Source organism: Clostridium neonatale (genome assembly GCF_001458595.1).
Lineage (GTDB): Bacteria > Bacillota > Clostridia > Clostridiales > Clostridiaceae > Clostridium > Clostridium neonatale.
The window spans coordinates 2928078-2942849 of the sequence record NZ_LN890328.1 but is presented as its reverse complement, the minus strand read 5'-3'; the positions used below and the strand labels follow the sequence as shown (position 1 = coordinate 2942849).

Annotated in this window: 9 protein-coding genes; 8 read left to right on the top strand and 1 reads right to left on the bottom strand. The window is 27.8% G+C overall.

The window, feature by feature from the left end:
- Positions 1-2 precede the first annotated feature (2 nt).
- The 4 genes from BN2920_RS19885 (at position 3) to BN2920_RS19870 (ending at position 5759) form a co-directional block, all read left to right on the top strand.
- A complete protein-coding gene (locus tag BN2920_RS19885; protein WP_058296702.1) occupies positions 3-1070 on the top strand; it encodes an ABC transporter ATP-binding protein in 1068 nt (355 codons plus the stop codon).
- Position 1071: 1 nt separating this feature from the next.
- Positions 1072-1995, top strand: a complete 924-nt coding sequence (locus BN2920_RS19880) for an ABC transporter ATP-binding protein (protein WP_058296701.1) — start codon at positions 1072-1074, stop codon at positions 1993-1995.
- 652 nt (positions 1996-2647) lie between these two features.
- The gene (locus tag BN2920_RS19875) at positions 2648-4024 is read left to right on the top strand and encodes a PTS transporter subunit EIIC (RefSeq protein ID WP_083498872.1); all 1377 of its coding nucleotides are present in this window, start codon (positions 2648-2650) and stop codon (positions 4022-4024) included.
- Between the two features lie 331 nt (positions 4025-4355).
- Complete coding sequence (locus BN2920_RS19870) at positions 4356-5759, top strand: glycoside hydrolase family 1 protein (RefSeq protein ID WP_058296700.1); 1404 nt, start codon at positions 4356-4358, stop codon at positions 5757-5759.
- Positions 5760-5950: 191 nt separating this feature from the next.
- On the opposite strand, the gene rbr is transcribed toward BN2920_RS19870, so the two are convergent.
- Positions 5951-6541: a rubrerythrin gene (rbr, locus tag BN2920_RS19865; RefSeq protein ID WP_058296699.1), complete on the bottom strand. Its 591-nt coding sequence runs from the start codon at positions 6539-6541 to the stop codon at positions 5951-5953.
- A gap of 261 nt (positions 6542-6802) precedes the next feature.
- Here rbr and BN2920_RS19860 point away from each other — a divergent pair, with 261 nt between their 5' ends.
- The 4 genes from BN2920_RS19860 to BN2920_RS19845 all read left to right on the top strand — a co-directional run bounded on the left by BN2920_RS19860 (position 6803) and on the right by BN2920_RS19845 (position 14702).
- On the top strand, positions 6803-8839 hold the full coding sequence (locus BN2920_RS19860) for a M13 family metallopeptidase (RefSeq protein ID WP_058296698.1): 2037 nt from the start codon (positions 6803-6805) through the stop codon (positions 8837-8839).
- A gap of 846 nt (positions 8840-9685) precedes the next feature.
- Positions 9686-10246, top strand: coding sequence for a Uma2 family endonuclease (locus BN2920_RS19855; RefSeq protein ID WP_058296697.1), 561 nt, complete (start codon positions 9686-9688; stop codon positions 10244-10246).
- Positions 10247-10294: 48 nt separating this feature from the next.
- A complete protein-coding gene (locus tag BN2920_RS19850) occupies positions 10295-13465 on the top strand; it encodes a DEAD/DEAH box helicase (protein WP_058296696.1) in 3171 nt (1056 codons plus the stop codon).
- A gap of 424 nt (positions 13466-13889) precedes the next feature.
- Positions 13890-14702, top strand: coding sequence for a Cof-type HAD-IIB family hydrolase (locus BN2920_RS19845; RefSeq protein ID WP_058296695.1), 813 nt, complete (start codon positions 13890-13892; stop codon positions 14700-14702).
- Positions 14703-14772: the final 70 nt, after the last annotated feature.

Here is a 14772-nt window from a genome sequence, read left to right as displayed (position 1 = left end):
AGATGAAAAAAGAAAAAGTACTAGAAGTAAGAGATTTATCAATATCCTTCACTACATCAGCTGGAAAGGTAAATACAATAAGAGGCGTAAACCTGGATTTATACAAAGGTGAAACACTTGCGATAGTAGGAGAAAGTGGAAGTGGTAAATCAGTAACAATGAAAGCTGTTATGGGAATACTAAGCAGCAATGGAGAAATTAATTCTGGAAATATTAAATTCTCATATTATAGGGATAAAGAAAAGGTTGATGTTGATATATTAAAGCTTTCAAAGAAGGAAATGAGACAAAGGATTAATGGAAAGAGAATAGCTATGATATTCCAAGATCCAATGACATCACTTAATCCAACAATGACAATAGGTGCTCAAATAATGGAAGGAATGATATGGCATTATAAGACACCTAAAAAGGAAGCACATGATAAAGCAGTTGAACTTTTAAAACTTGTTGGAATTACTGATGCTGAAAATCGTATGAAGAATTATCCTCATCAGCTTTCAGGTGGTATGAGACAAAGAGTTGTTATAGCTATTGCACTTGCATGTAATCCAGATCTTTTAATTTGTGATGAGCCAACAACAGCTTTAGATGTAACAATACAAGCTAAAATATTAGAATTAATAAAAGATATTCAAAAGAAATTAAATATATCAGTTATTTATATTACTCATGACCTTGGTGTTGTCGCAAAAGTTGCTGATTATGTTACTGTAATGTATGCAGGTAAAATAGTTGAAAAAGGAACAATAAATGAAATATTTTATGATCCAAGACATCCGTATACATGGGGCTTATTATCAGCTATGCCTGATTTAGATACTAATGATGATAAACTTTATACAATACCAGGAAGTCCTCCAAACCTTGCAAATAAGGTAGAAGGAGATGCTTTCGCACCAAGAAATATCTATGCTTTAAATATAGATAATAGACTTGAGCCTCCAATGTTTAAAATAAGTGATACTCACTATGCAGCAACTTGGCTTTTACATGAAAATGCGCCAAAGGTAGAAATGCCTGCTGAATTAAAACAAAGAATAGACAGAATGTTAAAGGAGGCTGAGTAAAATGGAAAATAGAGAGCCTTTATTAGATGTCAAAGATTTAAAACAACATTTTAAAGTGAGCAGAAAGTTTACTGTAAAAGCAGTAAATGGAGTTTCATTTCAAATATATCCAGGAGAAACATATGGTTTAGTTGGAGAATCAGGTAGTGGTAAATCTACAATTGGACGTTCAATAATAAGACTTTATGATCCAACTGCTGGAAAGATGATTTTCGATGGTTCAGATATATCAGGAAAGTTATCAGAAAAGGATAAGAAACATTTAAGAACAAATATGCAGATGATTTTCCAAGATCCAATGGCATGTTTAAATCCACGTAAGAAAGTTTTAGATATTATAGCTCAAGGGTTAGATATTCATAAATTATATAAGACTAAGGAAGAACGAGAAGAAAAGGTATATAATATATTAGAAAAGGTAGGATTATCAAAAGAACATGCAAATAGATATCCTCATCAATTTTCAGGTGGACAAAGACAACGTATTGGTATTGCGAGAGCGCTTATAATGAATCCTAAATTAATTATAGCTGATGAAGCAATAAGTGCACTTGATGTTTCAATTCAAGCGCAGGTTGTAAACTTAATGAAGGATATTCAAAAAGAGACTAATACGGCATTTTTGTTTATTGCTCATGATTTATCAATGGTTAAGTATATTTCAGATAGAATTGGAGTATTACATTTAGGATATTTACTTGAAACAGGTACTACAGAAGAAATATTCTCAAATCCAATTCATCCATATACAAAATCATTAATATCAGCAATTCCACATCCAAATCCTAAAGTTGAAAAAACAAGAAAATCAGAAACCTATGATTATTTTACAAGTGGAATTAAATATGAAGATGGAATAAAACAGCATGTGGATGGAACACATTATGTTTTGGCTACTGATGAAGAATTGAAAAAGTGGAAATAATATAAATAAGGGACGTAGAATTAGAATTTAGTGGATAACAACCGAAATTCAATATATGATAGGCTCGATTGTAGGGAAATTTAAGCTAAAACTTCTAAAGAGATAGGCTGTGCCCAAAACAATTTGCTCCAACAGCAAATATTGGACAAATTATTTTGGAACAGCCTATCTCTAAGAAGTTAAAAGCTTAAATTTCTTAATACAATACTACGCCTATTCATATATTGAATTTCTTTGTTTTATCTAAAATCATAGACATCTAATTTGTTTTTTATACATATGTAAATGTTTTAATAAAATGTTGTTATTAAATATGAGGTTTTTGTAGATAATAATTTGTAGTTAGTTAATATTTCACAGTTAATAGTGTTCAAATTCTAATTTGTGTGACATCAACATGGATATTATGACTGAATATATATAACAACATTTATTTAACCAAGTTTAATTATGTAATAATGTAATTAAATCGGACTTGCCAACCATTTTATTATAGTGATATCTTTTTGGATTAATTATATAATTGTGTAATTAGATTTAGTAGATTTATTGGATCTAGTTGATTTAATTTTTTTTATTTAGTAAAATGATTTAATAGATAATGATTATTAGTTAACAATAGGTAATTAATTGATCTAGAAAGGAGAAACTTATGGATTATAAGAGAATAGCAGAAGATATTCTTAAAAACCTTGGCGGAAAAGAGAATATTAATGAATTAACACATTGTATGACAAGATTAAGAATCAAAGTAATTGATTCTTCAAAAGTAAATAAAGATAAATTATCAAAAATTAAAAGCGTAATAACTGTAGTTGAAAGTATGGGGCAGATTCAAGTTGTTATTGGAAATAAGGTTACTAAGGTTTATGAAGAAATAATAAAGCTTGCACCACAAGAAGGAAATAATGAATTAAATAAAAGTTCTAATAAGAAAGATAATACAAACTTAGGAAATAAGATATTATCAACAATAGCAGGTATCTTTACACCAGTTATTCCAGCAATAGCAGGTTCTGGTATGATAAAAGGTATTTTATCAGTTCTTGCAATGTATTATATGAATAAACATGGGATTAATATAAAAGAAACTCAAAGCTACATTATATTAAATGCACTTTCAGATGCAGTATTTTACTTTATGCCTATTATTTTGGGATATACAGCTGCAAAAGTATTTAAGACAAATGAAATAATAGCTATGATAATTGGAGGAACTTTATGCTATCCAGCATTTACTGCACTTATGACAGGTGAAGAGCTTGTAAGTTTCTTAGGAATTAATGTGACAAAAGCTACATATACTTCATCTGTAATTCCAATTATTATTGCAGTTTGGGTATTATCATATGTAGAAAGATTTTTAATAAAATATATTCCGGAAGTAATAAAGATAATTGTAGTACCAACACTAAGTTTATTAATAATGCTTCCAGCAACATTATTTATATTTGGACCAATAGGAATATATTTAGGAGACACAATAAGCTGGTTATATAAATCTATTTATGGATTTAGTCCGACATTATGTGGAGCATTTATTGGAGGGCTTTGGTGTGTATTAGTTATATTTGGAGCTCATAGGGCATTACTACCTATTGGCATTAATGATGTAGCACAAACAGGAAGACAAAATTTATTAGCTTTTGCTGGTGCGGCTAACTTCTCTCAAGCAGGATCAGCACTTGGAGTATTCTTTAAAACAAAAAATAAATCACTTAAGACAATAGCTATGTCTGCATCTATTACTGCATTATTTGGTATAACTGAGCCGGCTATTTATGGTACAAATCTTAGATTGAAGAAGCCAATGATATGTGCTGTAATATGTGGAGCAATAGGTGGAGGAATAATGGGATTTGGTGGAGCTTATGGTAATGCTTTTGCTAACCAAGGAATTTTAACAATACCTGTTTATGCAGAAGCAGGTATGACTGCCTTTTTAAGTTACTTGGGAGGATGCGCTATTGCATTTTTTGGATCAGCAATTTTGACTTATATTATTGGATTTGAAGATATAATTGAGTAGTATATAATTTTTTAAAAGGTTGTAGGTTAATAGTTTAACTAAAGATACAATAAACTAACTAAATATAATTTATTTAATTTGTGAATAAAACATTTTATATTATAAAGAGAATATAATTAAGATATTGAAAAGAGAATATAATTAAGATATTAATATATAAAGTTTTAGGCTCATAATCAAAATGTGCACTTGACACTTTTGAATCCAATAAACATCGATCATATTAAGTCCTAAATATATGAACATGATTTTGTCGAGAATAGTTTTTAATGTTGAGCCAATTTTCAATTAGATATAAAATTACTGACAGATAAAAGATAGGAGAATATATATGAAAAAAGTATTTCCAGATGACTTTTTATGGGGAGCTTCTTCCTCTGCATTTCAAATTGAAGGTGCTTATGATGAAGATAATAAGGGATTAAGCGTTGCTGATTTTAATTCATTTAAAAAATCACATATCCAAGCAGACACAAAGGTAGCAGCTGACTTTTATCATAATTTTGAAGAAGATATTGATTTAATGAAAGAGCTTGGTATGAAAACTTATAGATTTTCAATTGCATGGACACGTATAATTCCTGATGGGGATGGTGAAATAAATCAAAAAGGAATAGATTTTTATAATAATGTAATAAATAAATTAGTTGAAAATAATATTGAGCCATTTGTCACACTATATCATTTTGATTTGCCATTTGCATTAGTTGAAAAATATAATGGATGGGAAGGCAGGGAAACAGTATATGCCTTTGAAAGATTTGCAAAAATCTGTTTTAAGGAGTTTGGAGACAGAGTAAAGTACTGGCAGCCGCATAATGAGCAAAACTTAATTGTAAGAGTTAATGAAAGAATTAATATTTATGATGAGAATGATGAATATAAGATAGATAAAATGAGAGCACAAATGGATTACAATATGTGCCTTGCACATGCACTTGCTGTTAATGCATGTCATGAAATGATACCAGATAGCAAAATAGGTCCTGCTGTATCGTCTTCAGTAACATATCCATTAACTTGCAAGCCAGAAGATGTTTATGCAGCACGCATGAATGATAATTTTAAAGTTTACTATATGCTTGATATGCATCAATATGGAGAATATCCAGGATATTATATGAACTATTTAAAAGAAAGAAACATAATGCCAGTAATGGAAGAAGGCGATAAGTCAATATTAAAGAAAGCTAAAATGGACTTTATTGCAGTAAATTATTATAGAACTAATTGTGCAGAAGCACTTAAGGCGAATGATGAGCATCCTTTTGGAAGTAGAGAAGGTACTGTTGATTTTAATATGTATGGATTATTTAAGATGTCAATGAATCATAATTTAAAAGCAACAGAATATGGAGCAGCAATAGATCCATCTGGGCTTAGAGTTGCACTTAATGAATATTGGCAGAGATATCATCTTCCACTTATAATTACTGAAAATGGACTTGGAACACCAGATATTTTAACTGAAGATGGTAAGGTTCATGATGAATATCGTATTGATTATTTAAGAAGCCATATTGAAGCATGTGCTTTAGCAATAGAAGATGGAGTTGAGATGATTGGATATTGTCCTTGGTCATTTATGGATCTATTAAGTTCAGCACAAGGCTTTAGAAAGCGTTATGGATTAGTTTATACAAATAGGACAGATGATGAATTATTAGATTTAAAAAGAATTAAAAAAGATAGCTTTTATTGGTATCAAAATGTAATAAAAAATAATGGATTATAAAGTTTTAAATGGAATAATTTATTATTAGATTTATTAATTATACAAATAAGTAAGAGCAGGTAGGACATAGGGGCCTATCTGCTCTTAAATTTAAGAAATAATTAACTTTAATTTAGATGCATACGATATTCTAAGAAAAAGCGAGTAAATTAAAGAAATTTAATTACCAAGATGGAATTATAAATTTAGGTTTATTCAAATGGTGATTCTTCAAATTTTATAAAGTATCCTTGTGGATGTGCACATACAGGGCAAGCTTTAAGGGCTTCAGTACCTTCATAAATGAATCCACAATTTGTACACATCCACAAAGTTTGAGTATTATCTTTAAACAATGTACCATTTTCTAATCTATCAGCATATTTTTTAAATCTATCAGAATGTACTTTTTCAATAGAGCCTATATTCTCAAATAATATAGCAACATCATTAAAGCCTTCTTCTCTTGCTATTTTTGCAAATTCATCATAAATAGCACTGAATTCATCATTTTCATGCTTTTCGGCCAATCTTAGTAATTTTAGTGTATTTGTTTCAACTTCAACTGGATAGCCTGCATTTATAACTATATCTTCACCAGAGAATTCTTTTAGTTTTCCCATAAACTGTTTAGCATGCGCTTTTTCTTGATTAGCAGTATAGTTAAATAAATCTTCTAGTATTGAATAACCTTCTTTTTTGGCAGCTGAGGCCGCAAATGTATATCTATTTCTAGCTTGGCTTTCTCCAGCAAAAGCTCTCATCAAATTTTCTTTTGTTTTACTTGTATTAAATTCAACCATTAAGATATCATCCTTTCATTGTGCTTTTAATAATGGTAATAGTAAATACTCAAAATTATTTTATACAATATAGAAGTTTTTATACTTAATAGAAGTTTTCATATTCACTTTATTCTACATATTCGATAGGTGACTGTCACCAGCGCTAGCCATCAACGTTATTACAAAGACTCTTAAAATATTTAAGCAATAATCAACTTGATTTTTAGGCATAAAATGGTAAAATTGTATTTATGATTATGCATTGGGGAGTGAGGAAAATTGATAAAAATAAAAAGAATTAAAGCTTTAGCTTGTGCATTAGCAGTATCATTGACATTATTACCATCAGTATCGGTTAAAGCGGCAGATGTAAAAACTTCAAATTCACAAAGTAAAATAGTACAAGATAATGTGAGACTTCAGGATGATTTTTATGATGCAGTCAATAAATCATGGATAAATAGCGCTAAGATTGAAAACGGGAAAGTTTCTAATTCTGCTTTTGATGAAGCTGATAAGGCATTAGATGGGCAAAAGAAAGAAATTATTACAGAACTATTAGCAAATGAAAAGAATTATGCATCAAATAGTGATGAAAAGAAAATAATCAATTTATATAAAAACTATCTAAATACAGCAGCAAGAAATAAACAGGGAATAGAACCTATAAAAAAAATAATAAAAGCAGTTAATGAAGTTAAGAGTATAGATGATCTTACTAAATTAAATGAAGATGATATAGCTAATCCACTTATAAATGTAGGATGTGATGTGGATTTAAAAGATGCAACAAGATATGCAGCATATATTAATTCAAGCACTCTTTCTTTAGGAGATTCAGATAAATACACAAAGCCAACAGAATATAGCAAAAGAGTTAAGGGCTTAGTTAATGACTATTATATTAAAATGTTGAAATTATCAGGATACAGTGAAGCAGATTCAAAAATAAAAGTAGATAATTTATTTAAGCTTGAAAATATGATAGCTCCGTATATAACAGGTCAGGAAGAGGCTTCAAAGGATTCAGACATTATAGAGCATGAATATAATGTATATAAACTAGACAAGCTAGATGAATTAGCACCTAAAGTAAAGATTAAAGATATAATGAAGGATGCTAAATTAGATAATGCTAATACAATAATATTAAGTGATCCTAAGTGGCTAAAAGCTTTAAATGATATATATAAGGAAGAAAATTTACAACTAATTAAAGACTATATTGAAATTAATAATATTGCTGGAATTGCAGGATGTTTAGGTGAGGATTTTCAAAAAGCTCAGGAAGAGTTTTCCAAGCAATATTTAGGAACAAGCGGGGATATATCTAAGGAAGAAAAAGCTGTAAATGCAGTTAATTCATTATTAGCAGAGCCTTTTGGTGAAATATATATACAAAAATATTTCTCAGATAAAACTAAAGAAAATGTAGAAGAAATAACAAAAGAAATAATAAAGACTTATGAAAAAAGAATAGATAAGCTAGATTGGATGAGTAATGAAACTAAAACAAAGGCAAAAGAAAAATTAGATAAGCTTGGAGTTCAAATAGGATATCCAGATAAGTGGGAAGATTATTCAAAATTAGAAATAAGATCTTTTGAAGAAGGTGGATCATTATTAGAAAATGTAATTAATATAGCTGAGTTTGAGGAAAATAAACAAATAGAAAAAATAAATAAAACTGTAGATAAAAATGAATTTTTATGTCCTCCTCAAACAATAAATGCTTTTTATAATCCAACAACAAATACCATAACTGTTCCAGCAGGAATTCTTCAAAAACCTTTTTATGATGAAAGTGGTAATAAAGAAAAGATATTAGGTGGAATAGGAGCAGTAATAGGCCATGAAATAAGCCATGCTTTTGATAATACTGGATCACAATTTGATGGAGACGGTAATTTTAATAATTGGTGGACTGATGAGGACTATAAAAAGTTTGAAGAAAAGACTAATAAGGTTAGAGAATTTTATAATAATGTAAAGTTAGGTAATGGAGAAAATGTTAATGGATCACTTACTGTAGGGGAGAATATATCAGATATTGGTGGTATGGCTTGTGTATTAGACATATTAAAGGATACTCAGAGTGTTGACTATAAAGCTTTCTTTGAAACGAATGCTAATATATGGAGAGAAATATGTACAAAAGAATATGAGGAACTAAAATTACAAAGTGATGTACATTCTCCCAATAAGGTAAGAGTAAATGCAGTATTACCACAATTTGATGAGTTTTATAATACATATGGGGTAAAAGAAGGCGATAAAATGTATGTAAAGCCAGAAGAGAGATTACAGATTTGGTAATATAAAATAGGAATTGTTTTACAACATAAATATAGTGTGTAGAATCAGAGTTTAGTGGATAACAACCGAAATTCAATATATGATATGCTCGATTGTAGGGAATTTTCAGCTGAAATTTCCAATACAATACTACGCATATTCATATATTGAATTTCTTTGTTTTTCTCTAAAATCATATATACTAAATTTATTTTAATTATGATTAATGTTTTTTTATATTCTATGCCTTAAAGTATATCTTCTAATAAATAGATGTAACTTATGAAGTTACTTATAAAAATCACCTTAACCAGCATAGAATAAGAAAAAATCCTAATTGCAGCATAGATGCTCTTCTTATAAGTGCACATTCGTAAGTAGAGAGCCAAAATTTTATATTTGGTGCGAATCGATTATACCTATAAATTTATATGAGTAGGTATTTCCTTCATTTATAAAATTACACCTTTTAAATTTTTAGCTTCATTTTTGTAGCAAGCGAGTCCACATAAGTTCTTGATTTCGGTTATTTCACTATAAACTTACTACTTTCCTTATTTATCTTATGTAATATGAATTTTCATATAAATTATAGTATATTCTTTTTAATACATATATAGATGTTTTAAGAAAATGTTGTTATTAAATGTTTTAACAAGTATTAGTATTATATTACTTTACCTAAGAACATTTATTTAAAACATAATTATATAGATATCAGAGTTCCTATTATAATAAATATGCTTTTGATACTTTAGAAGTATTTATGAAAAATATAAAGTCTTATTTTTTAATAATCGTATTGTTTAAGACCAGATATAAATAGGGTATAATATTGATATAAATTAATTGAAAGGTGGAATTGATGTGGCAGTTGCAGAAAATATATTTATTTCATTAGAGCAATATGAGAATATGAGGAAAGAAAACAATAATATAATTGAATATATTGATGGAATAGTATATATGCCACCTTCTCCATCAACAAAGCATCAAAGAATATCAAGCAGGCTTCAAATAAAGATAGGAATATATTTAGATGGGAAAGAATGTGAAGTATTTGATGCACCATATGATATACAATTGAAAAAGGATAACATAGAAGGAAATAAAATAGTAATTCCAGATTTAAGTGTCATATGTGATAAAAGCGGATTTGAAGAAAATAAATATGTTGGTGTTCCAAAATTAATTGTAGAAATATTAAGTCCATCAAATCAGTCCCATGATTTAATAACTAAATTTAATTTATATATGAAATATGGGGTAGAGGAATATTGGATAGTAAATCCGATGCTAAATTCTATCATAGTATATACATTAAATAATGATGGAATGTATGAGCAGTTTGACATGAAAACATTGAATGGAAAAATTAAATCAAAAGTTTTGGAAGATTTCTCGGTAAGTCTAGAGGAGTTATTCTAGAGATGAGTTTAATAAAATAGAATTTTTAACATAAATATGGAGGAAAAAGTGGCTTTTAACGTAGATGTTTTAGAAAAAGATCTTAATAGCAAAATAAAAGGAGCTAATGCAAAGGTTGCAGAAAAGTTTATTAAAAATCATAGGGCAGTAATTTCTGATGTGAGATATAATGAAAATTCTAAACTTATTAGAATAGAGGGGAAGGTTTTATCAGAATATGGATATCCAACTTATGCAAGTATATTGGTGGATTCCAGAACTAGTAAAATAAAAGAATGTGATTGCAGATGTCAGCCATATAGTATTTACAAGAAAACAATAAAAGAGCAGATTTGTGAGCATGTGGCTGCATTAGTAACATTATATATTTCTGAGGTAAGAAGAAGACAAAAAGAAGAAAAAGAAGCATACGAAAATATGGGGAAGAATCTTCTTAAAGAGCTTAATGATTTGGATAGGCCTAAGGAAAAAATAAAGCTTGAAGCTAATTTAACAAAATATGAACATGATGATTTTATCGAAGTCAGCTTTAAAATAGGAAATAAAAAAATGTATGTGTTAAAAAGCATACAAGATTTTATAAATTCTAGAAACAATTATCATGATTTGACTTTTGGAAAAGCATTTACATATTCACCATATAAAAATTGTTTTGATGCAGTAGATGAAGCATTATGTGATTACATGGAAGAGTGTTTAATTAATGAGGAGCATTCTGAAAGCTATAGAAAAAGTTTTGTAAAAGGAAAATTATTGTTTATTTCTGATGTGTCTTTGAGAAGATTTCTATTACTCCTAAAAGGCAGGGAAATAATCTTAAATGATGAAAAATTTAAAATTATTGAAGAAGATATTCCATTAAATTTTCAATTAAAGCAGAATGAAGATAAGTATCTCTTGGATATGATGGATAAACATATTGTAGTATTAACACAGAGAAATGATGTATTTGTATATAATGGAGCGATATATCTTCCATCAAAAAAACAAATGAAGATATTGGAGATTTTTTTTAGATATATAGCTAAATATAATAGAATAGAATTTAAAAAAGAAAATGAAGTCGAAATGTTTAATACTGCAATATCAAAACTAGAAAGTGCTGTATCACAGGTTAAAATAGATGAAAGCATAGAAAATTTAGTAAAAGAAGAATTGCAGGCAGAGTTTTTCCTTGACGTAAGAAAAAATTTTGTTATCTTAAATGCATATTTAAAATATGGAAATGAAACTGTAAAACTCTATTCAAATATTGATAAAACAGAGAAAATAATTATTCGTGACATTAAAAAGGAAAATAAAATTCTAGATACATTAAATGAATTAAATTTTTCTTATGATAAAGATAAGTTTATATTTAATGGAAATGATGATGAATTATATTTATTTTTGAAAGAAAAATATAAACATCTTGAAGAACTTGGAGAAGTGTATTATTCTGATAAATTCAAAGAAAGAAAAGTTTATAATAGTCCTAAAATAACTGCAGGAATAAATGAAACAGATAATAATTATTTAGAATTTAACTTTAATATTGAAGATATAAGCCCATCAGAATATAAGCAGATTTTAGAAGCAGTAAGAAATAAGAGAAAATATTATAAACTCAAAAATAACAGTTTTGTAAATTTGGAAGAAAAAGAAATTAATGATTTCCTTGAACTTGTTGACAGTATTGATCCTAAAAATAAAGATGGAAATATTAAATTGAGCAAAAATAAAGCTGTAATTGTAAGTGATTATTTAAAAGAAAAAGAGCTTTCATTTGTTAAAGGTAAGGAAATAATCGATGATATATCAAAAAAAATCATTAATATTGATAAAGTAAATTATGAGCTGCCAAAAGAGTTAAAGGCAGAATTAAGACCTTATCAGATTACTGGATTCAGATGGTTTAAAAATTTAAGCTATCTTGGATTTGGTGGAGTTCTTGCAGATGAGATGGGACTTGGAAAGACGGTTCAGACAATAGCATTTTTACTTTCAGAGAAGAAGAAAAAATCTCTTATAGTAGCACCAACTTCACTTATTTACAATTGGAAAAATGAGTTTAAGAAGTTTGCTCCAACTATGAAAATATGCGTTCTTCATGGAGATAAAGATGAAAGACAGGAAATGTTAAATGATGTGAAAACTTATGATGTTATTTTAACAACATATGGAACATTAAAAAATGATGAAGACAAATATGAAAAATTAAAATTTGACTACTGTATATTAGATGAAGGGCAGAATATAAAAAATCCATTAGCTCAAAGTACAAAAAGTGTTAAGAATATTAAGGCTGAAAATAAATTTATACTTACAGGAACTCCAATTGAAAATAATTTAATAGAATTGTGGAGTATTTTTGATTTCATAATGCCAGGATATTTAGACAATGTACATAATTTTAAAAATAGATTTATAAATAAAGAGAATACAGCAATTGAGCTTCAAAAATATATAAAGCCATTTATGCTTAGAAGATTAAAGAAAGATGTAATTAGAGAGCTTCCAGAAAAGATTGAAAAAAATTATTATGTTGAGCTTACTAAAGAGCAGAAAAAAGTATATGCATCATATGTGAAGGATATAAAAGAAAAAATGGAGAATGATGAATTTAGTGACGATAAAATAACAATATTCTCTTACTTAACAAAGCTTAGACAATTGTGCTTAGATCCTTTTGTAGTATTGGATGATTATAATGGGAAAAGCGGAAAGATTGAAGAGGCTGTTTCTATTATAGAAAATAATGTTTTAGATAATCATAAAATACTGTTATTTTCACAGTTTACATCAGTTCTTAAAAATATTTCAAAAAGATTATGTGAAAAGAATATTAAACATTTTTATTTAGATGGAAGTACAAATGCAGGTAAAAGAATGGAGCTTGTAGAGCAGTTTAACAATAATGATGAAACTAAAGTGTTTTTAATATCATTAAAAGCAGGGGGAACAGGTTTAAATCTAACAAGTGCAGATATAGTAATACATTTTGATCCATGGTGGAATCCAGCAGTAGAAGATCAGGCAACAGATAGAGCACATAGAATTGGGCAGGAAAATGTTGTTCAGGTATTTAAACTTATTTCAGAAGGAACAGTTGAAGATAAAATACTAAGCCTTCAAGAAAAGAAAAAACAACTTATAAAGGATGTTCTTGATAGTGATTATAAACATGATAATATTTTAGGGTCACTTTCTAAAGAAGAGTTGATTGAGCTGTTTGAATAAAAATTTAATTAATTATCGATTATCTAACCATAGGAATTTAAATAATATTTTGAGTATTATTTAATTCTTATGGTTATTTTTTATATGTATTTTGTTTTAGAGTACCTAAAAGTGGGGTATAATTTTAATATAAATTAATAATGGTAAGGTGAGAAGATGGATTTACGCTTTGATCATTTTATATCTTTAGACGAATTCGAAAAAATACAGGAAAGCAATTTTCAATGAAGGATGGTTTGTCGCATTAAGAAATGTAGCTACAACATTTTGTTGTAGAATTCAAAGTTCGAATACAATATATTGTAGTTTTTATTCTTTGTGTGACAGTCCCTAAAAATAATTTTTAAGAAATTATAAAAGAATTTCTACATTGATTGATAATTAAAAATTGATAATTGATAGTTAAATTAAGGGAGCTGTTACTATGAAATACTTTTTCTTTGATATTGATGGAACACTAAAGCCATATGGACGTCATATATCTGATACAACAAAGAATACTATAAGAAAGCTTAAAGAAAATGGACACAAAGTATTTTTAGCGACAGGTAGAAGATATAGTGAAATTATTAATATAATGAAGGAATTAGAAATAGCTGATGCTGTATGTTCAGGTGGAGGGACAATTGTTATTAATAATAATATAGAAAAAGAGATATTTTTTCATAGATATAAATTGAAGAATATTTTAGATGAATGTAAGAAATATAATATAATAATGGTTAGTCTTTCAAATGAAAAATGTTATACATCATACAATGGCTTGAAACTAAAGCCATACATTTTATTAATGAAGTTATTGCAAAAAACAAGATTTTTTAAAGTTGGATCAGTAGATGGAAATGTACTTAATAGTTATAAAAACATTAGTCATATAGATGAAGAAAGTTTTTTAAATAAACCAACACAAAAGCTTATGTTTTATAATTACAGAAAAATTAAAAAGGTAGAATCTATTAGAAATTTTACTATTTACAATAATATTTTTTGTACCTCAATTGAATTTGAGTTTAAGGAAAATGGTATAGAATACATAAGAAACAAATATAATTTGAAGCTAGATGATATTGTTGTATTTGGAGATGGAAGAAATGATATAGGGATGTTTGATTATGCAAAAAACTCTATTGCGATGGGAAATGCAAGAAAAGAGATAAAGAATAGAGCTTCTTTTATAACTAAAAAAGATGTAGAAGAAGGAATTGAATATGCATGCAAGTATTTTAAATGGATTTAGACAATATAAATATATTGTGTAGAATCAGAGTTTAGTGGGAAATAACCGAAATTCAATATATGATATGCTC